The sequence below is a fragment of the Rhizobium oryzihabitans genome (assembly GCF_010669145.1).
GTDB lineage: Bacteria > Pseudomonadota > Alphaproteobacteria > Rhizobiales > Rhizobiaceae > Agrobacterium > Agrobacterium oryzihabitans.
The window spans coordinates 1,672,626-1,691,044 of record NZ_CP048635.1 but is presented as its reverse complement, the minus strand read 5'-3'; the positions used below and the strand labels follow the sequence as shown (position 1 = coordinate 1,691,044).

The following is an 18,419-nucleotide window of genomic DNA, read 5'->3' as shown; positions in this document are numbered from 1 at the left end:
TCTCCACGCGGGGTTTTCCATGACCGAAACAGCACCAGCCAAGCCCATTCCAGTCACCGTCCTGACGGGATATCTCGGCGCCGGCAAGACGACGCTTCTCAACCGTATCCTCTCCGAGAACCACGGCAAGAAATACGCTGTCATCGTCAATGAATTCGGCGAGATCGGCATCGACAACGATCTGATCGTCGAGTCTGATGAAGAAATCTACGAAATGAACAATGGCTGCGTGTGCTGCACGGTGCGCGGCGACCTGATCCGCGTCGTGGAAGGCCTGATGCGCCGGCCCGGCCGTTTCGACGGCATCATCGTTGAGACCACCGGCCTTGCCGATCCCGTTCCCGTCGCCCAGACCTTCTTCATGGATGACGACGTGCGCGCCAAGACCGAGCTTGACGCCGTTGTCGCGCTTGTTGATGCCAAGCACCTGCCGCTGCGCCTAAAGGACAGCCGCGAGGCCGAAGACCAGATCGCCTTTGCCGATGTCGTGATCGTCAACAAGACCGATCTCGTTTCGCCGGAGGAAGTGGCCCGCATCGAGGATATCGTGCGCGCCATCAATCCTTCCGCACGCATCTACAAGACCACCCGTTCCGGCGTCGATCTCGCCCGCGTTCTCGATCAGGGCGCGTTTAATCTGGAACGTGCACTCGAAAACGATCCGCATTTCCTCGAACACGGCCATGAGGACCATGCCTGCGGTCCCGATTGCGACCACCACCATCACGATCATGACCACCATCATCATGACCACGATCACGGGCATCACCACGATCATGATCATGGGCATGACCACGGCCACCATCACCATGGCGCGGTTTCTGCAATTCACGACGTGACCGTGCAATCCGTTTCGCTGCGCGGCGGCGAGATGAACCCCGAGCGCTTCTTCCCGTGGATCCAGAAGGTGACGCAGACCGACGGTCCAAATATTCTGCGCCTGAAAGGCATCATCGCCTTCAAGGGCGATGCGGAACGTTACGTGGTGCAGGGCGTCCACATGATCATCGAGGGCGATCACCAGCGCCCCTGGAAAGACGGCGAAAAGCGCGAAAGCCGCCTCGTCTTCATCGGCCGCGAACTGGACCGTGAGAAACTGGAAAAGAGCTTCAACGCCTGCCTCGCAACGGCCTGAGGTTTTAAGGGACAGACCGGGACGCTCCTGCTGCTTCCCGGTTCCCTTCCCCACGCTCGACGTCATCCTCGGGCTTGACCCGAGGACCCATTGCCGCCAGCATGTGGATGGTCGGGTCAAGCCCGACCATGACGCCACGGGTTGAAACCGCGACAACGGGTCTTCCCGACCTGGTCAGCGACCGAAATCCACCAAACGAAAAACACATAGACGAAAGACCGATGCCCCATGCCGACTGTTGCCCCGCTTGATATCGAAGGCCACGTGGTCTCGACCCATTTTCTCGGCGACATTCCGCTGTTTGCCACCGCCGCCGGCACCATTCACCGGCTGGATGGCGGCGAAAAGGTAACGCAGGCGCATGAGGGGCTGCTGACCTGTGTTCGCGATCCCTACAGCGCCACGCTGCTTTCCGGCGGCGAGGACGGGCGCGTGCTGCGGATCGGCCATGACGGCAGCATCAGCGAGCTCGCCAATGTGCCGCGCAAATGGGTCGGCGTCGTTGCCGGCGGGCCGCAGAAGGCGGTCGCTTATGGCGTTGGCAAGTCGAGCTTCGTGCGCCTCTCCGACGGCACGGTGAAGGAATTCAAGGAAGAACGCACGGTGGAGGCCATCGCCTTTGCGCCCAAGGGCCTGCGCATTGCGGTCGCCCGTTATAACGGCGTGACGCTGCATTGGGTGGCGAGTGCGGGCGATCCGGTGGATCTGGAATGGAAGGGCGCCCATACCGGCGTCACCTTCTCGCCCGATGGCAAGTTCCTCGTCACCACCATGCAGGAAAACGCGTTGCATGGCTGGAAGATGGAAGCGACCAAGGGCGGCATGGAAGCCCGCCACATGCGCATGACGGGATATCCCGCCAAGGTCAAATCCATTTCCTGGTCGGCCAAGGGCAAATGGCTCGCCTCATCAGGCGCGCCGGCCGCCATCGTCTGGCCATTTTCCGGCAAGGACGGCCCGATGGGCAAGGCGCCGGAAGAGCTCGGCACCCGCGCCAACATCATGGTCACCAATGTCGCCTTCCACCCGGTGGAAGACGTGCTGGCCATCGGTTTCATCGATGGCATGGTGCTGGGCGTGCGCCTTGCCGACGGCAAGGAAGCCCTGCTTCGCCGCCCCGGCAAGGGCGCCATCACGAGCATGGACTGGAGCGCCACCGGCAAGCTGCTGGCCTTCGCCTCCGAAGCGGGCGATTGCGGCATTATCGACATTTCGGCGTAAGGCGGCGACCGGCGCGCAATGCGCCGGCTGATCTGCCCACTCCCCTCATTCCTGTGCCTGTCACAGGAATCCAGCCGACACGCGTCTGCGTGGCGGGGAAGAGTCTTTTCAGCCCAAGGACTTGGGCTGACTGGATTCCTGTGACAAGCACAGGAATGAGGGCGGCTGGATGAATTGCCCTTACTCGCCCACCTGACGGCGCGTGAGGAACAGCAGCAGCAACCCGGCACCGGCGCCCACCGAGGCAAGCCGGATCGAGACACCGAAGCTGGCATATTGCGCCACGAACCCCATTAGCGGCACCGCAAACAGCGCGGCAAGGAAGATGGAATTCATGTAGAGCGCCGTCGCCCGCGCCGTGCGGCCACGTGCAAAGCCCTGAATGAAGGTCAGGCTCGTGCCGGCGAAAAGGCCGTAATAGGCGCCTTCCATCGCCGCACCGAAAATCATGGCGGGCAGGGTCTGGACCGAGGCGATGATGTTGAAGGCAACGATCGCCATCACCGCCGCGATGCAGAGAAGGACACGGGCGCTGACCCGCCGCATGATCCTCGGCGCAAGCAGGATGAGCAGAACCTCCATCGCGCATTTGACGCTGAGCGACAGGCCCGGCGCGTAATCCGGCAGGCCCACTTCCCGCACCAGAAACACCGGCAGGGCAGAGGCGCACAGGGAGTGGGCGAAAGACATGCAGAAGCTCGCCGTCGCCGCCAGAAGCAGCGGCAGGTTACGCCCCGCATCGGCTTCCCCCTCCTCCCGCCGCTCCATCGGGCAAGTCTGGCCACGCGGCACGATGGCAAGCGCCAGCCCGCCCCAGATGGCGGCCATCAACATGGCATTCAGGAACACCGCCTTTGCGCCGGCGAGATCGACGATCAGATAGGCGGCGGCCGGAAGCAGCATCCATGCCAGCGACACCATCATCCGCAGGAAAGCGTTGTAGGAGGCCGTATCGAGCGCCTCTACCCGGCCGTGATACCGGCCATAACTGAAGACGAGCGTGCTGGCGGCGTTGGAAAGCCCCATGCCGGTTGCCGTTATCGCCACCAGCAGCGCCAGATGACCGAAGGTTGCCGCCGCTGCCGCGACGAAGGCGCCAAGCACGGAGAGAAGCAGCAATGGCCGCACCCGCACGCCGGCATCGACACGCTCGCCATAAATGCGGCTGGCAATGATCGAGGCCAGCATCGCGGTCACGCTGTAAAGACCGAGCGTCGCCGGCGCATGACCGAGAACCTGAATGATATAAAAGCCGATAAATGGCACGACGGCCGCATTCGTGCCGCCGGCAACGAAGACCAGTAGCGCGATCAAATAGGCCTGACGATCAAATGCGTCCGGCGAAGCGCGTTTCTGTAGCATGGGGAATCGACTGAAAGCTTGGAGGACGTGAAGCCCACCTTCACATCAAAACGGTGCGCGGTTCAAGCCTGCCCATAGCTTCATTTAAGCAGAGCACGAACAAAAAAAGGGGGCCACGAGGCCCCCTTCCAGTCTTGCGATGCACCGTTTGTTCTTGCCGGAAGCGCCATGCGTCATACACACGCAACTCGAGGCTTGTTCCCGGCTTATGTCCTGCGCGCATCGTTTCCGTCGAAAATCCCTGTCGATTTTCGATCTGGCTTATTCAGTGGCGACGCTTCTTGCCGCCGTCATTCTTGTTGTCGATGACATCGACGGAGGTCTTGTTGCCGTTGAGGATGCCGTTCAGGATACCGGTCTTGTTGCCGTTCAGAATCCCGTTATTGGACAGGATACCGCTGACACCCAGATCGATGCTGGGCGAGACGACAACGAGCGCGCCGCCCTTGTTGCTGTTTCCGGACAGGATGCCGCCCAGAAGACCGCCGGCATTGGCCTGACCAACGGAAGCGACAGTAAGAACAGCGGCTATGCAAGCAAACTTAGCAATCATTTCTCTCTCCTCTTATGTTTGATCACGCCCTCTGGCGTAGTCCAACTGTATAATTAGAGGATTCTAATTCAAGCAAAGCCTAATGTTACAATAAATAATTAACGCTAATACTCATGAATTTAATAAAATTTTACATAGCCGGGCTTGCCTCTTCTGAAGGAATTACAGTGCCGCCTTCTATCTTTTACGGCTGCGGCAGTAAAATCATGACGGAGACTTTGTTAACCATCCAACTATAAGATATTGCTTAATTAGCAACCGGAGATGCAAATGCGGCTGGGGGGATGCATCGCACTTGTTCTTGGGCTTGCCTGCACCGGCATCGTGCGGGCGGGCGAGAAGGCCGATGAACACAACATCACCTACAGATCCGGCATCTCCAGCGACACCAATTATTTCGCCGACACCAATCGCCTGAAGGCGGTGTCGCTGCGCACCGGGCTCGGGCTCAATGGAAAGATCGCTCTGGAAGGGGCGGAACTGCGGTATTCGCTCGATCACGAGGAGGTCCGCCTCCCCCGCTACCGCTTCGCCAATGAACACAACACCATTGCCACGCTGGGGCTGACCAGGCGGTTTTCCGAACGGCTGGAATGGGCGGTGGAACTGCGGGGTACGCGCAGCGATGCCGGCGATATCTTCATACACCTGCCGGAGGAAGACATTGGTTACCGGCAACTGGATCACAAGCTGGAGGCCTCCTCCCAGCTCGGCATTCTCGCGCTCGGCGGCAAGACCACGCTGACGGCGAGCGTTGCCAGCCTGATTAAGGGCAAGGCACGGTTCAAGCCCGCCTATTTCGAACCCACCCGCCTGGAGGCCAATGAAGCGCTTCTATCGTTCAAGGCCGAGCATGAAAGGCCCCTTGCCGGTGGCGAGGCCGGGCTGACCCTTGCTTATGACCGCATCCTCGTGCCGGAAAGCCAGCAGGAGAGATATGAGCGTTTTCCGGCCAGCACGCTGCGCGGCTCGCTTGCCTATGGTTACAAATTCTCCGAGCACTTCGCGGTTCTGGCCGAGGCCGGCCTGACATCCATCTCCGGCGACGAAATCAGCGACAAGGTGAAGCGCACCAGGCCCTACCTTCGGGCGGAAGCGGAAGTGAAGGCGAGTGAAAGCATCGCCTTCGGAGCGGGCTTCTCGCAGGACTATGCGCTTTTTGACCCCGATGATCCCATTGCCGAGTTCCATCGCCGCTGGCAGTTCGTCATAAAGAGCAGGCTTACCGACCGGCTGGGGCTCGATCTTTCGCTGCGGCGTGTCCACAAGGACTGGATCTATTATAATTACGACAGCAGCGAGCGCAGGCTGGTTGCCACACTCTCCTTCGATACAGGCAAAAACAGCAAGCTGGAGGTGGAATTCAACCGCCTTCTGCATGGCGAGCGCGACACCGATCTCTCCTATAGCGGCTCCAGCGTCACCTCGCGTTTCAGCGGCACCTTCTGAAACATTCGCTGGTCTGCACCGGCGCATTGTTATGGAAGAGCGCGGCAGGTCGAAATTCGGTCCCATTTTCTGCTAGAGTCAGACCTTCAAGATTCGAAGGCAGGACAGACCGGATAATGAAAAGACGTTTTTTGCTTCTCGCGGCCGGCCTGACCTCCGTTCCCGTCGCCGCCGTGGCGCATCCGCATATTTTCGCCGAAGCGCGCATGGAAATCGTCGAGGGGCCGAACGGCACCATTCAGGAAGTGCGCAACATCTGGCGCTTTGACGAGATGTTCTCGGCAAGCGTGGTGATGGATTACGACAAGAACAGCGACCTGAAGCTCGACAAGGACGAACTCGCCGAAATCGGCAATACCGTGCTGGAATCGCTTGCCGAATATTCCTACTACACCTTCATTACCGCCGACAGCAAACCGGTTGCGTTCGGAAAGCCGGAGGCCATTCACGTCGATTACAGGGACAACCAGATTCTGATGTTCTTTTCCGTGAAGCCGACCAAGCCGCTCGCCATCAAGGGCAAGCTCAGCTTCGGCGCCTGGGATCCGACCATGTATACGGCGATCGATTTTGCGAAAGACGCCGATCTGGCAACCGAAGGCAAGGATTTGAACGCCTGCAAGCACCATGTCGTCCGCCCCGATCCGGATGAAGTGCTCGCCCAGAACCAGAGCACCCTGACCGACGCCTTTTTCAACGATCCGACCGGCACCGACATGACCAAGATGTTCGCCACCCGGCTGGAGGTGACATGCTGAGCCGCAACGGGCGCCTGGCCGGCCAGCTGATGATCGTCGCCATCGGTCTCGTTGCCGTTACCGGCGCCGCCCACGCCCAGTCACCGCTCGGCATCGGTTCGGCCGAACCGTCCTTCTCCGTCGGCGGCCCCTTTGCGCCGCTGATGCAGTGGATCAATGTGCACCAGCAGATGTTTTACCGGGCGCTGACCGGTGCGTTGAAAGCCATGCGCGAGGATGGCTGGGCGCTTGGCTCGCTGATCGGCCTTTCCTTTGCCTATGGTGTTTTCCACGCTGCCGGCCCCGGCCATGGCAAGGCGGTCATCTCCTCCTACATGATCGCCAATGAAACGCAGCTGAAACGCGGCATTCTCATTTCCTTCGTTTCCGCACTCCTTCAGGGCGCGGTGGCCATCGGCCTCGTCGGCGCTGCCTGGCTGGTGCTGCGCGGTACTTCCATCACCATGACGAAGGCCACGCAGGCCATGGAGATCGCCAGTTTTGCCATGGTGGCCCTGTTCGGCGCCTGGCTGCTGGTACGCAAACTCTGGTCACTCCGCATCAGGCGCGAACCGGTCGCGATTTTCGCAGCGGCAGGGCAAGCGGCGGCAGCCAAGACCACCGGCATGGGTACAGGTCTAAGGTTTCAGGGCAAGCCGGTTTTTTCCGACCACGACCACAACGGCACCGGTGATCTCTGCACGGCCTGCGGCAAATCCCACGCGCCCGATCCCATGCTTCTGAAGGGCAAGAACTTCAGCCTGCACGAAGCATGGTCGGCCATTATCGCGGTGGGCCTCAGACCCTGCTCGGGCGCCATCATCGTCATGAGCTTTGCGCTCCTGAACGGGCTCTATCTCGGCGGCGTGCTCTCAGTTCTCGCCATGTCGCTCGGCACCGCCATCACCGTGTCGCTGCTTGCCATCATGGCCGTATCGGCCAAGGGTCTTGCCGTGCGCTTCGCCGGCCCCGGAAGCCGCAAGGCGGCGGGCATCAGCCACGCGATCGAGATCGCCGGTGCGCTGTTCGTGTTGCTGATGGGCCTGATGCTGCTCGGCGCGTCGCTTCAGCTCTAGGGCATTTCCAGTAAAACTGCGCAGCCTGCCCTAGCCGTCACGACGGCGCTGATAACGGGCGCGCAGCCAGAACAGCAGGAAGAAACACAGCACCGCCACCGTGCCGAAGGCGGCCGCAAGCCAGGGCGAGTAATTTCCCAGCCACAGCATGATTTTCGGCATGACGTAAAACACCAGCCCGAAGCCGATGATAATGAGGACAGCTGCAACGGCCGGGGACCCGTCCTTTTTCTGCGGCGTGGGCTTGTCAGGCGCTGGCATTGGCAAGCTCCGCACGAATATCCTCAAGCTTGCGCTTCTGCGTGCCGTCAGCGGAGAAATTTTCGGGCGAAAGCCAGATTTCAAAGGCCCTGCCGATCAGCGGCCATTCACCGTCGATCATCGAGAACCACGCCGTATCGCGGTTTGCACCCTTCGAGATCATATGCTGGCGGAAAACGCCCTCGAAGGTGAAACCATACCGTTTCGCCGTGATCTTGGAGGGTTCGTTGTCGTTATGGCATTTCCACTCGTAGCGACGGTAACCCAGATCCTCGAAAACATGTTTCGCCATCAGGTAATGGGCCTCGGTGGAAAGCGGTGAACGCTTCATCTTCGCACCATGGGCGACTGAGCCCACCTCGACCACGCCATTGGCGGGATCGGGCCGCATGTAGCTCGCCATGCCGACGATATCGCCGGTGGCGTTTTCAATGAAGACCAGCGTGACCCAGTTGAGCTTCTCACTCGCGCTCAACAACCAGTCGCCGAAAGCGTCGGCATTGGGAAAGGCGCTTTGCGGGAAATATTTGAGGAGCGTATTCGTCCCCTCGCCGCCAAGTGCCGCCCAGAGCCTCGCAAGATGCCTGTCGCGATCAAACGGCTCCGCCGTTACATAAAGGCCCTTCAGCGTCACCGGCTGCGGCGCCGGACATCCCCTAAAATCACTCAGATCGCGCATTCTCTTCCCCATTGTCTGGGAGAAGGATTAGGCCAAGCGGGGCGGGATGACAACCGGGAAGTGGCGTGTATTGCTGTGGCCGTCGGCAGTTGGGGTTATGCCTTGGTGGGTGCGGCTCACCCCGCTCTGCCCTGCCGGGCATCTCCCCCTCAAGGGGGAGATCAGCCAGAATGAAACGCTCGCTCCCTCGCAACGTTGAAGATGGCCGAGAGATCGTCCGGGGTGAATCTCCCCCTTGAGGGGGAGATGCCCGGCAGGGCAGAGGGGGTGAGCCACACGCTCAAACCCTCATGCTCATGCCCAAAGCACTACCTCAAACCTTCGCAGCCACCACCGTCGCCTCGATATGATCGACCAGCGCATCCGGCAACCCAAGCCGTCCGGCAAGAAGGTCGAGATAACCGCGTTCCGCCCGCGTATCGGCCTCGATGGCAAGGCGCGAGGCGGTGTAGATTTCCACCTTCTGCTCTTCGGTGCGGGCAGCGGCCACCAGCGCGTCGATATCGAGCGGGTCAGCCAGTTCCTTTTCGAGGAAACGTTCCGCTTCCGTGTCGAGGCCGGAGACCTGCACCTTTTCCATGATGTTGGCGCGCTCGTTCTCGTCAATATGACCGTCGGCCTTGGCCGCAGCAATCATCGCCTGAATGAGCTTCAGCGCAAAATCGTTGGAAAGGGCGGGAGATTGCGGATGGAAGGCGGAATCGGCCGGCGGCGCCAGAAGCTCCGGCTCGGGTTTCGGCGCGACTTCCGGCTTCTCACCGGATTTGTAGTTCTTGTAGGCGAGATAACCGAGACCGGCGATGGCCGCGACGCCGCCGATGGTGGCGACATTGCCGGCAAGCTTGCGGCCGGTCTTGGTGCCCAGAATGGCGGCGGCGAGCGCACCGGCCTTCAAGGGATTGTTCTTGGCGATATCGGCGGCCTGCCCGGCTCTGTCACGGACGCTTCCCGAAAGGCCCGGCACCTGTGAGCCGAGGAATTGTTCAAGAAGCTTCTTGGCGTCGAACATCAAAATCTCCTGTAAGGGTCAAATCTACAGGGGAGATAGGAAGTCGTGGCGCGAATACAAATGTCAAACCCGCTCACGCCTTCGTGAACGGGTTTGAAGACGTGCAGATCAGCCGCGCAGGGCTGCGGCTTCGGCGGCAAGCTTGGTAATACCAGCCCAGTCGCCGGTCGCCACCAGTTCACGCGGGGCAACCCAGGAACCGCCAACGCACACCACGTTCGGCAGGGACAGATAATCATTGGCGTTCTTGAGCGAGACGCTGCCGGTCGGGCAGAACACCGTGCCGGCGAGCGGCGAGGACAGTGCCTTGAGATAAGGCGCGCCACCGGCCTGTTCGGCGGGGAAGAACTTCAGCACCTTGTAGCCCTCGTCGCGCAGCGCCATGACCTCGCTTGCGGTGGCGGCGCCTGGAAGCAGAGGCACCTTGGAGCCGCGCGCGGCCTCGAGCACGCTTTTGTTGATGCCGGGGCTGACGATGAAGGTGGAACCCGCTTCCGCTGCCGCTTCGAAATCCTTCGCATTGAGGATGGTGCCGGCGCCGACATTGGCGCCTTCCACTTCCGCTGCGACCGCGCGGATGGCGTCGAGTGCGGCGGGCGTGCGCATGGTAATCTCGATTGCCTTCAGGCCGCCTGCGACGAGGGCGCGCGCGAGCGGCACGGCGGAAGCGGCATCATCCACGATCAGCACCGGAACGACCGGCTGGAGTTTGAGGATGGAGAGCAGTTTTTCGGAGTCCTGGGCCAAGATGAGCCTCCCTTGCGCGATTGAAACGATTGAAATCCCGTTTACCGATTAGCCTGCCCCGGCTTTGATGTCGAGGCATGACGGGGCCATTTTTTATCTAGATACTTCAATCAATTCGCTTCTTCGCGACCTCATCTTGCGATAATCTGGCGCACCAGTTTGCGGAGACAGCATGGCCAAGGAAATTGAACGGAAGTTTCTTGTTGCAGGCGGTGAATGGCGCAATGAGGTGACGCATAGCATGGCTTTTCGGCAGGCATATGTCGCCTCGCTGGAAAATCGTTCCGTCAGGGTCAGGATCGTCAACGGACGTGACGCGACACTGACGATCAAGATCGGCGCAAGCGCGCTTGTCCGCGACGAATATGAATATGCCATTCCCCTCAAAGACGCGGAAGAGATGATGGCGAGCGCACCGGGGGTGGTGATCGAAAAGACGCGCCACACCGTCGATCACGGCGGCTTCACCTGGGAAATCGATGTTTTCGAAGGCCGATATCAAGGACTGGTGGTGGCAGAGGTGGAGATGGACGACGAGAATGCCGATCCGGATCTGCCCTCCTGGCTTGGCAGGGAAGTGACTGGCGACCGCCGCTTTTCCAACCAGTCGCTGGCCATGGACAATCCGCATGGAGAATTGTCGGATGCCTTTCAGAATTGACCCTAAAAAGCCCTTTGACGACGAAATCCGTCGTGCCGGGCTGGAACTGATCGACGATGCGATAACCATCCTTCGTGACCGGCCGTCCGGCCCGCACGAAGCGGTGCATGATGCTCGCAAGCGGTTCAAGCGGCTGCGCGCGCTCTACCGCCTCGTTGCCAGGGGTGCGCCCGATTTCAGCCGTGAGGAAAACGCCCGTTTCCGCGACATCGCCCGCTCGCTCGCCTTTGCGCGCGATGCGACGGCACTGGTGGAGACGGCGGATTATCTCGAACCTTTCGCGCTCTCCGATGCGCAGGGCAAGGCGCTGCGTTCCATCGCGGCGATGCTGCGCAAGCGCCGCGATCACGCCATCGAACATGAGGCAGGCCTCGACGACGCCATTTCGGCGGCCATCGCCGGATGCGAGGCGGGACGCGAGAGGCTGAAGGCGCTGTCGCTAACGGACGAGGTGAAAGACACCACGCGGCTGGTGAGAACCAGCTGGTCAAAGCAGAGAAAACGGGCGCGCCAGGCGCTTGCCGACTGTCACGACCATGCCGACGTCGAGCATTTCCATGAATTGCGCAAGGCCGGGCAGGCCTACTGGATGCATCTCGGCCTGCTGCGCCGCATCTGGCCCTCCGCCATGCGCGCAAAAAGGGCCGATACCAAAAGGCTGGTCGACATACTCGGCCATGAACATGATCTCTCCGTCCTTGCAGCCGTCGCCGATCGGGAGCCGGAACGTTTCGGCAATGGCGAAAGGCTCGCCCTGCTTCTCGATGCGATCATCCAGAGGCAGCAGGCGCTGCGCACCGAAGGTCTTCAGCTGGCAAACGAAGTCTTCTCCGAATCCGCCGGCACGGAAAGCCGCATCGTCGGCCTCCTGTGGCGGCATGCGGGGAAATAGGAGGGAAGGCGACGAAGGGAACGTCCCACCCACTCGACGTCATCCTCGGGCTTGTCCCGAGGATTTGCAACGTTTCGATTTTGCGCGGCGTGATTAGATCCTTGGGACAAGCCCAAGGATGACGGAAGAGGGGTTTGCGGTCTCACCAACGCGGATTTAAGTGACGAACCGCCCCACATTTTGCTCCCTTTGTCCGATATCTGACGATTTTCAAAATACCGGCGATGGCGGATAAATATTGCTTTGCGGCCGCCGTCGCTGTATTTCAGCGCCCATGACCGACACCACCATTCTCCCCCGCCCGGACGTCGCCCCTGGCATTATTGGCGATTTCCTTGTGGCAGCGCTTTATCATTTCGCCCGCCTGCCGCGGTTCGAAAGCCTGCGCGAGCCATTGTTCGAGCTCTGCCAGATAAATGGCGTCAAGGGCACGCTGCTTCTGGCGGCCGAAGGCATCAACGGCACCATTGCCGGGCCGGATGCGGGCGTTCGCGCCGTGCTTGCCTTCCTGCGCGCCCAGCCGGAATTTGCCGCTCTGGAGCACAAGGAAAGCCGCGCGTCGGGCATGCCCTTCGTGCGCATGAAGGTGAAGCTCAAGAAAGAGATCGTCACCATGGGCGTGCCGGATATCGATCCGAACCGCATCGTCGGCACCTATGTCGAGCCGCGCGACTGGAACGGGCTGATCTCAGACCCCGATACCATCGTCATCGATACGCGCAACGACTACGAGACCGCCATCGGCCTCTTCAAGGGCGCGGTCGATCCGAAGACCAAGACCTTCCGCGAGTTTCCCGACTGGGTGAAGAACAATCCCGGCCTGCACAACAAGCCGAAGATCGCCATGTATTGCACCGGCGGCATTCGCTGCGAAAAGGCGACCGCCTTCATGAAGGAACAGGGCTTCGACGAGGTCTATCACCTGAAAGGCGGCATCCTCAAATATCTGGAGGAAGTGCCGGAGGAAGAGAGCCTGTGGGAAGGCGCCTGCTTCGTGTTCGACGAGCGCGTCTCGGTGGTTCACGGGCTGGCCGAAGGCGACCACAAGCTCTGCCATGCCTGCCGCAACCCCATCACGCCGGAAGTGCGGTTATCCCCGCTGTTCGAGGAAGGCGTTTCCTGCCCGAGCTGTTACGACGACCGGACAGAAGAGGACCGCCAGCGCTTCCGCGACCGGCAGCAGCAGATCGAACTGGCAAAGAAGCGCGGCGAGCGGCATCTGGGTCGGTAACGGGTCGGCAGTAAACGTAGCCGGATACCAGATGGTTAACCTTTCCTGCGTCATCCTCGGGCCTGACCCGAGGATCCATTGCGCGGTTGATTGTGGATCCTCGGGTCAAGCCCGAGGATGACCTCGAATATGGAGGAAGCGCCTGTCCGCCGCAAGCCTGCGCAAGTAAAGCCAGCTGCTTACGCCCCTGCCCGAAGCGCAAACAGCGGCGCCGTCTGCTCCTCCAGCATGGCGGTGACGACTTCGGCGGCGACCGGTTTCGAGAACAGGTAACCCTGCAATTCGTCACAACCGCACAGATGCAGGATGGCTGCCTGTTCTTCCGTCTCGACACCCTCCGCAGTGACCGGGATATCGAGCGATTTCGCCAGCGCCACCGTCGCCTGCAGCATTTGCAGAGAGCGTCCGCCCTTTTCGAGCGCCATGATCAGCGAGCGGTCGATCTTCATGCGGTCGAAACCGAAGCGGCGCAGATAGCCGACACTTGCAAAGCCGGCCCCGAAATCATCGAGCGCTATGTGCAGGCCAAGCTGTTTCAGCTTGTCGATCGCCGCACTTGCCCGTTCCGGATGCTGGATGAAATATCCCTCCGTCATCTCCAGCCGCAGCCTTTCGGTCGGCGTCTGCGTGGCGGCGAGAATATCCGCCACATGGCGGGAGAAGGCGGGATTGCGAAACTGCACGGGTGAGATATTCACCGAAAGCTTGATGGAGGGCCATTGCGCCGCCGTCTCGCAGGCCTTGTGCAGGACGATAAGGCCGAGCCGGTCGATGAGGCCGCTGGTCTCGGCAGCAGCGATGAAGATATCCGGCGGCACGAAGCCGTATCCCGGCCTCTGCCAGCGGGCAAGTGCCTCCACCCCGGTGATGCAGCGCGTGGCGGCGCTGACGACCGGCTGGTAGACCACCGTTATTTCGTCATTCAGAATGGCGTGGCGCAGATCCGCCTCAAGCTGCAGCTTTTCCTCGCGCAGCGCATCCATTTTCAGCTCGTAGGAAACGTAACGCCCGCGCCCGTTTTCCTTGGCCTGATACATGGCCATGTCGGCGCGGCGCAGCAGTTCCTCACCATTGATATCGCCGGCCCTCGAAACCGAGGTACCGATGCTGCAACCGATGCTCGCCACCCGCTCCCCGATGCTGAAGGGCTCGGTGAAAAGTTCAAGCAGCGCCTGACAGAGCTTGCGGCCCTCCGACCATACGTCATTGCCCTGAATGGCAATGGCGAATTCATCGCCGCCAAGCCGCGCCAGCACGGCACCTTCCGGCACCAGCACCCTCAGCGCCGCCGCCACACCCTTGATCAGCCTGTCGCCTGCGGCATGGCCGTAGGAATCGTTGATCTCCTTGAAACCATCGAGATCGAGGTAGAGCAGCTTGATGTCCGTCTTGTCCTGCCGGGCCTTGCCCACCATGCGGTTCAGCTTGGAAAACAGGCCGGCGCGGTTGCTGAGCCCGCTCAGGCGATCGCGCAGGGCCTCCTCCCGCGCCGCAGCCTCATCGGCCTTCAGCCGGTCAAGCGTGGCAGAGCCGATGATGAGAAGGACGAGAAAGAACGTTCCCGCAATGCCGAGCGCGGTAAAGACAACCGGGCGCGCATCATGAAAGCTGACATCTCCCGGCAGATGCGAGCGCCAGACGAGCCGCGCCAGCACATCGCCCAGCGGGTTGACGATATCCACATGGTTTTCGGCAGGCCCGTCGCCATATTCCAGTTGCAGCCCATCGATGACGTAATTGCGGGCGAGCTTGTCCACCGTCGCCTGCGTGAGATGGCGCGCAAAAATCAGATAACGCCGCTCGGAACCGACCGGCGGCAAGGCTCCCGATTTCAACCGTACCAGCGCCACGCCTGCGGCGGCGATGCCATCGCGCGTTTTGACGAAACCGGTCACCTGAGAGGTAATGCCTGGCCGCATGGACTGCACGCGCTCGATCATTTCCCTGACGCCGCCAGAGAAATAACTCTGCGACTTCCAGGAGGCTGGCTTGCCGTTCTGATAGGCCATGCGGACCTTGCCGTCCTCGTCAAGCACGACGGCGGTATCGAAAAGCTCGTTGTTGACCGTCATGTCGCCATAATTACTGGCCACCCAGTCGAAGCGATCAGGAGCATAGACATATTCGGCCGCATCATCCCAGGCGGCATAGTCATTCAGGGTCGCACCGAGCTGCTCGCGGAAGGTGACGAGGGCACCGGCCGTCGTCTCTCGCGAGCGGGCGTTGTCCAGCAAATTCGCCTTTTCCCTGACCTGGCTGAGGGCGGAGAGGACGAGCGCGGTGACGATGAGAAGCACGAGCGCGAATGTGGACAATACGACGCCCACGGCCGTTCTTCGCCCGACCGGCAGGTATTCCCCAATGTTTCGCGGCGCAATCCGCATAAAATCCCCTTCGAAAGCATCATCTTGCGAAGGAAACATTCAGAAGCCGTTAAACCGGATTGTGACGCAGCCCCAAAAAACAACGGGTATAAAACGACAGTCGGGGTAAAAACCTGAAAAATCCTTCCCCGAAATCATGGGGGGTTTTCAGAAAACGTGGTTGCACGCGGGCCCAAAAACAAAAAACCTCCCCCGTAACCGGGAGAGGTCGTCATTTTTGCCGTAACCGATAGGATTACCAGGACGGGATGACCGTGCCGTTGTACTTCTCCAGAATGAAGGCCTTCACTTCCGGGCTGTGGTAGGATTCCACCAGCGTCTTCACCCAGGGCTTGTCCTTGTCCTGCGCACGGACGGCGATGATGTTGGCGTAAGGGGACTTTTCGCTTTCGATGGCGATCGCGTCCTTCTTCGGGTTCAGGCCGGCAGCCGTCGCATAGTTGGTGTTGATGACCGAAGCGTCGGTGTCGTCAAGCGAGCGCGGCAGCTGGGCAGCATCAAGCTCGACGATCTGGATGTTCTTCGGGTTTTCGGTGATGTCGGCAGGGGTTACCTTCAGGCCGGCTTCTTCCTTGACCTTGAGCACGCCCTTGGAAGCGAGAACCAGCAGCGCGCGGCCGCCATTGGTCGGGTCGTTCGGAATGCCGACGGTCGCGCCGTCCTTCAGCTCGTCAAGGTTCTTCACCTTCTTCGAATAAACGCCCATCGGGGTGGTGATGGTGGTGCCGACGCTGACGAGATCGAACTTGCGGTCGGCGATCTGGTTGTCGAGGTAAGGCTGGTGCTGGAAGGAGTTGGCCTGAAGTTCGCCATCGTTCAGCGCCTGGTTCGGCACGACATAATCGGAGAATTCGACGATGTCGATGTCCAGACCCTTGGTCGCCGCGATCTTCTTGACCTGCTCCATGATCTGCGCGTGCTCGGCGGGGGTTACGCCGATCTTGATGGTCTCGGCCAGCGCCTGACCGGCGGTGAAGAGAGCGGCGAGCGAAGCCGCGAGGATGATTTTCTTCATGGGTGTCTCCTTGGGTTTGTTATTCTTGGGATTGTTGTTCTTGAACGGCTTTATCAGTTTTTGCGGGTCCGCTTGTCGAAGCTGCGGGCGAGCCGGTCACCGGCGCTCTGCACCAGCTGCACCAGCACGATGAGCACCAGAACCACGGCCAGCATCACGTCAGGCATGAAACGCTGGTAACCGTAGCGAATGCCGAGGTCTCCCAGCCCGCCGCCGCCGACAGCGCCGACCATCGCCGAATAACCGATGAGGCTGACGAGGGTGAGTGTCAGCGCCAGCGTGATGCCGGGCTTGGCTTCGGCCAGCAGGACTTTCGTGACGATCTGCAACGGTGTCGCGCCCATGGCGCGGGCGGCCTCGATCAGGCCCTTGTCCACCTCGCGGATCGCAGCCTCCACCAGCCTTGCAATGAAGGGCACAGTGGCGACCGTGAGCGGCACGATGGCGGCGCTGGTGCCGATGGAGGTGCCGGCCACGAGACGGGTGAAAGGAATGATCGCCACCACCAGAATGATGAAGGGCGTGGAGCGCGCCGCGTTGACGACGAGGCCGAGAATGCGGTTTGTCATCGGCGCGGGGAACAGTTCGCCCTTGCCGCTGGTGGCGAGGAAAACGCCCATCGGCACACCGATGATCGAGCCGACGATGCCGGCGACCGCGACCATGTGCAGCGTTTGCAGAAGGCCCTTCAATAGAAGGTTGAAAATCATATCAGGCGACATAACCGAGCACCTCCGTGTGAAGACCGGTCTCAGCATAAAAACGGCTGGCGCGGGCGGTGATTTCCGCTGTGGCCGGATAGGAGACAACCAGCGAGCCGAAGGGTTCGCCGGAAATCTCCTCGATGGTGCCGGCAAGGATGTTCACATCAGGGCCGATCTCGGCAACCAGACGGGCCGTCAGTGGCTGGAAAGCCGTTTCGCCGAAGAACACCAGCCGCACGAGAACGCGGTCGCCTTCCGCAGCTTCCGGCTTCAAGCCCGAAGTCACCCAATGCGGCAGCTTCACGCCGACCGAGGACGACAGTAGGCTGCGGGTCGTCTCGTGTTTCGGTGCGGTGAAGATGTCGAAGGTACGGCCTTGCTCGACGATCAGGCCCCTGTCGATGACAGCCACCTGCGAGGCAATGGTCTTCACCACCTCCATCTCATGGGTGATGAGCAGCACGGTGAGCCCCAGTTCGGCATTGATGCGCTTCAGAAGCTCGAGGATGGACTGGGTCGTCTCCGGGTCGAGCGCCGACGTCGCCTCGTCGGACAACAGCAGCTTGGGTTGCGTGGCAAGCGCGCGGGCGATGCCGACACGCTGCTTCTGACCACCGGAGAGTTCCGCCGGATAACGCTTGGACTTGTCGGAAAGGCCGACGAGATCGAGCAGCGGCGTTACCCGCGTTTCGATCTCCTTCTTGCCAAGGCCGGCAATTTCAAGCGGCAGCGCCACATTGTCGAAAGCGGTGCGCGACGACAGGAGATTGAAATGCTGGAAGATCATGCCGACGGAACGGCGAAGCGTCCTGAGGCTCTTCTCATCAAGGGCTGCAACATCGACGCCATCGACGACGACGCGGCCCGAGGAAGGTTTTTCAAGGCCGTTGGCGAGACGGATGAGGGTGGATTTGCCCGCACCCGAACGGCCGATGATGCCGGTGATGGAGCCCTTCGGCACGGTGTAATCGATGCCGGCAAGGGCTGCGAAACCGGGCTTGCCGTCGGCACCGCCGAATGTCTTGGTCACGCCTTCGAACGTGACCATCGGATCCTTGACCGCCGGTTCTGGGACCGCCTTTGGCGGGGTCGCGGGCGAGGCCGCGCTGGATTGAAAACTCATTGCAAACTCTGGGAAAACGCGTGACGGATCGGGTCTCAAAAAATCCTGTTGCGGCAGACAGCCGCTCTCTTCATGCGGCCGGATGGCACATTCGATGACAGCTGATTTTCCGGGTGACTGTCCGGGTCATTTCGTCAGGCTTTCACTCAAGAGATGCCGGGGATCGGCATTTCGATGGCG

The 18,419-nt window shown here is 60.8% G+C and carries 18 protein-coding genes; 8 read left to right on the top strand and 10 right to left on the bottom strand.

From position 1 onward, the window contains the following. Positions 1 to 19: 19 nt before the first annotated feature. Both G3A56_RS24370 and G3A56_RS24365 read left to right on the top strand, forming a co-directional pair. Positions 20 to 1,135, top strand: coding sequence for a CobW family GTP-binding protein (locus tag G3A56_RS24370; protein WP_082184867.1), 1,116 nt, complete (start codon positions 20 to 22; stop codon positions 1,133 to 1,135). Between the two features lie 228 nt (positions 1,136 to 1,363). After that, the gene (locus tag G3A56_RS24365) at positions 1,364 to 2,356 is read left to right on the top strand and encodes a WD40 repeat domain-containing protein (RefSeq protein WP_082184868.1); all 993 of its coding nucleotides are present in this window, start codon (positions 1,364 to 1,366) and stop codon (positions 2,354 to 2,356) included. Between the two features lie 180 nt (positions 2,357 to 2,536). Here the strand turns inward: G3A56_RS24365 and G3A56_RS24360 are convergent, their stop codons facing one another. Continuing rightward, positions 2,537 to 3,718, bottom strand: a complete 1,182-nt coding sequence (locus G3A56_RS24360) for an MFS transporter (RefSeq protein ID WP_082184869.1) — start codon at positions 3,716 to 3,718, stop codon at positions 2,537 to 2,539. Between the two features lie 265 nt (positions 3,719 to 3,983). After that, positions 3,984 to 4,271 (bottom strand): hypothetical protein, encoded by a 288-nt coding sequence (locus tag G3A56_RS24355; RefSeq protein WP_003499157.1) that lies wholly within the window; start codon positions 4,269 to 4,271, stop codon positions 3,984 to 3,986. Positions 4,272 to 4,541: 270 nt separating this feature from the next. On the opposite strand from G3A56_RS24355, the gene G3A56_RS24350 reads away from it, so the two are divergent. The 3 genes from G3A56_RS24350 (at position 4,542) to G3A56_RS24340 (ending at position 7,533) form a co-directional block, all read left to right on the top strand. Further along, entirely contained in the window at positions 4,542 to 5,720 is a 1,179-nt protein-coding gene (locus G3A56_RS24350) for a hypothetical protein (protein WP_082184870.1), read from the top strand. A gap of 116 nt (positions 5,721 to 5,836) precedes the next feature. After that, on the top strand, positions 5,837 to 6,478 hold the full coding sequence (locus tag G3A56_RS24345) for a DUF1007 family protein (RefSeq protein WP_003499153.1): 642 nt from the start codon (positions 5,837 to 5,839) through the stop codon (positions 6,476 to 6,478). After that, the gene (locus G3A56_RS24340; protein WP_082184872.1) at positions 6,472 to 7,533 is read left to right on the top strand and encodes a nickel/cobalt transporter; all 1,062 of its coding nucleotides are present in this window, start codon (positions 6,472 to 6,474) and stop codon (positions 7,531 to 7,533) included. The genes G3A56_RS24345 and G3A56_RS24340 overlap by 7 nt, the downstream gene beginning before the upstream one ends. Before the next feature lie 30 nt (positions 7,534 to 7,563). Here the strand turns inward: G3A56_RS24340 and G3A56_RS24335 are convergent, their stop codons facing one another. The 4 genes from G3A56_RS24335 to G3A56_RS24320 all read right to left on the bottom strand — a co-directional run bounded on the left by G3A56_RS24335 (position 7,564) and on the right by G3A56_RS24320 (position 10,229). After that, positions 7,564 to 7,794: a hypothetical protein gene (locus G3A56_RS24335; RefSeq protein WP_003499149.1), complete on the bottom strand. Its 231-nt coding sequence runs from the start codon at positions 7,792 to 7,794 to the stop codon at positions 7,564 to 7,566. Continuing rightward, positions 7,781 to 8,473, bottom strand: coding sequence for a GNAT family N-acetyltransferase (locus G3A56_RS24330; RefSeq protein ID WP_082184873.1), 693 nt, complete (start codon positions 8,471 to 8,473; stop codon positions 7,781 to 7,783). Before G3A56_RS24330 ends, G3A56_RS24335 begins: the two co-directional genes overlap by 14 nt. A gap of 313 nt (positions 8,474 to 8,786) precedes the next feature. Continuing rightward, positions 8,787 to 9,482 carry a tellurite resistance TerB family protein gene (locus tag G3A56_RS24325; protein WP_082184874.1) on the bottom strand — a complete coding sequence of 232 codons (696 nt, stop codon included), beginning with the start codon at positions 9,480 to 9,482 and terminating at the stop codon, positions 8,787 to 8,789. A gap of 108 nt (positions 9,483 to 9,590) precedes the next feature. Further along, entirely contained in the window at positions 9,591 to 10,229 is a 639-nt protein-coding gene (locus tag G3A56_RS24320; RefSeq protein WP_003499143.1) for a 2-dehydro-3-deoxy-phosphogluconate aldolase, read from the bottom strand. A 172-nt stretch (positions 10,230 to 10,401) separates the two neighbouring features. Between G3A56_RS24320 and G3A56_RS24315 the strand changes: the two genes are divergently transcribed. The 3 genes from G3A56_RS24315 to trhO all read left to right on the top strand — a co-directional run bounded on the left by G3A56_RS24315 (position 10,402) and on the right by trhO (position 13,013). After that, positions 10,402 to 10,890 carry a CYTH domain-containing protein gene (locus tag G3A56_RS24315; RefSeq protein ID WP_082184875.1) on the top strand — a complete coding sequence of 163 codons (489 nt, stop codon included), beginning with the start codon at positions 10,402 to 10,404 and terminating at the stop codon, positions 10,888 to 10,890. Beyond that, positions 10,874 to 11,782, top strand: coding sequence for a CHAD domain-containing protein (locus tag G3A56_RS24310; RefSeq protein WP_003499138.1), 909 nt, complete (start codon positions 10,874 to 10,876; stop codon positions 11,780 to 11,782). The genes G3A56_RS24315 and G3A56_RS24310 overlap by 17 nt, the downstream gene beginning before the upstream one ends. Positions 11,783 to 12,056: 274 nt before the next feature. Further along, positions 12,057 to 13,013 (top strand): oxygen-dependent tRNA uridine(34) hydroxylase TrhO, encoded by a 957-nt coding sequence (trhO, locus tag G3A56_RS24305; RefSeq protein WP_082184876.1) that lies wholly within the window; start codon positions 12,057 to 12,059, stop codon positions 13,011 to 13,013. A gap of 179 nt (positions 13,014 to 13,192) precedes the next feature. On the opposite strand, the gene G3A56_RS24300 is transcribed toward trhO, so the two are convergent. The 4 genes from G3A56_RS24300 to G3A56_RS24285 all read right to left on the bottom strand — a co-directional run bounded on the left by G3A56_RS24300 (position 13,193) and on the right by G3A56_RS24285 (position 18,239). Then, positions 13,193 to 15,436 carry a bifunctional diguanylate cyclase/phosphodiesterase gene (locus tag G3A56_RS24300; RefSeq protein WP_164056856.1) on the bottom strand — a complete coding sequence of 748 codons (2,244 nt, stop codon included), beginning with the start codon at positions 15,434 to 15,436 and terminating at the stop codon, positions 13,193 to 13,195. Positions 15,437 to 15,632: 196 nt separating this feature from the next. After that, positions 15,633 to 16,412 carry a MetQ/NlpA family ABC transporter substrate-binding protein gene (locus tag G3A56_RS24295; protein ID WP_003499132.1) on the bottom strand — a complete coding sequence of 260 codons (780 nt, stop codon included), beginning with the start codon at positions 16,410 to 16,412 and terminating at the stop codon, positions 15,633 to 15,635. 53 nt (positions 16,413 to 16,465) lie between these two features. Then, entirely contained in the window at positions 16,466 to 17,134 is a 669-nt protein-coding gene (locus tag G3A56_RS24290; protein ID WP_035226075.1) for a methionine ABC transporter permease, read from the bottom strand. Further along, a complete protein-coding gene (locus G3A56_RS24285) occupies positions 17,124 to 18,239 on the bottom strand; it encodes a methionine ABC transporter ATP-binding protein (protein WP_175414398.1) in 1,116 nt (371 codons plus the stop codon). The genes G3A56_RS24290 and G3A56_RS24285 overlap by 11 nt, the downstream gene beginning before the upstream one ends. Positions 18,240 to 18,419 lie beyond the last annotated feature (180 nt).

Coding starts and splice junctions, on each gene's coding strand:
- G3A56_RS24370 (WP_082184867.1), top strand. CDS start 20: ATGACCGAAACAGCACCAGCCAAGCCCATTCCAGTCACCGTCCTGACG.
- G3A56_RS24365 (WP_082184868.1), top strand. CDS start 1,364: ATGCCGACTGTTGCCCCGCTTGATATCGAAGGCCACGTGGTCTCGACC.
- G3A56_RS24360 (WP_082184869.1), bottom strand. CDS start 3,718: ATGCTACAGAAACGCGCTTCGCCGGACGCATTTGATCGTCAGGCCTAT.
- G3A56_RS24355 (WP_003499157.1), bottom strand. CDS start 4,271: ATGATTGCTAAGTTTGCTTGCATAGCCGCTGTTCTTACTGTCGCTTCC.
- G3A56_RS24350 (WP_082184870.1), top strand. CDS start 4,542: ATGCGGCTGGGGGGATGCATCGCACTTGTTCTTGGGCTTGCCTGCACC.
- G3A56_RS24345 (WP_003499153.1), top strand. CDS start 5,837: ATGAAAAGACGTTTTTTGCTTCTCGCGGCCGGCCTGACCTCCGTTCCC.
- G3A56_RS24340 (WP_082184872.1), top strand. CDS start 6,472: ATGCTGAGCCGCAACGGGCGCCTGGCCGGCCAGCTGATGATCGTCGCC.
- G3A56_RS24335 (WP_003499149.1), bottom strand. CDS start 7,794: ATGCCAGCGCCTGACAAGCCCACGCCGCAGAAAAAGGACGGGTCCCCG.
- G3A56_RS24330 (WP_082184873.1), bottom strand. CDS start 8,473: ATGCGCGATCTGAGTGATTTTAGGGGATGTCCGGCGCCGCAGCCGGTG.
- G3A56_RS24325 (WP_082184874.1), bottom strand. CDS start 9,482: ATGTTCGACGCCAAGAAGCTTCTTGAACAATTCCTCGGCTCACAGGTG.
- G3A56_RS24315 (WP_082184875.1), top strand. CDS start 10,402: ATGGCCAAGGAAATTGAACGGAAGTTTCTTGTTGCAGGCGGTGAATGG.
- G3A56_RS24310 (WP_003499138.1), top strand. CDS start 10,874: ATGCCTTTCAGAATTGACCCTAAAAAGCCCTTTGACGACGAAATCCGT.
- trhO (WP_082184876.1), top strand. CDS start 12,057: ATGACCGACACCACCATTCTCCCCCGCCCGGACGTCGCCCCTGGCATT.
- G3A56_RS24300 (WP_164056856.1), bottom strand. CDS start 15,436: ATGTTTCCTTCGCAAGATGATGCTTTCGAAGGGGATTTTATGCGGATT.
- G3A56_RS24295 (WP_003499132.1), bottom strand. CDS start 16,412: ATGAAGAAAATCATCCTCGCGGCTTCGCTCGCCGCTCTCTTCACCGCC.
- G3A56_RS24290 (WP_035226075.1), bottom strand. CDS start 17,134: ATGTCGCCTGATATGATTTTCAACCTTCTATTGAAGGGCCTTCTGCAA.
- G3A56_RS24285 (WP_175414398.1), bottom strand. CDS start 18,239: ATGAGTTTTCAATCCAGCGCGGCCTCGCCCGCGACCCCGCCAAAGGCG.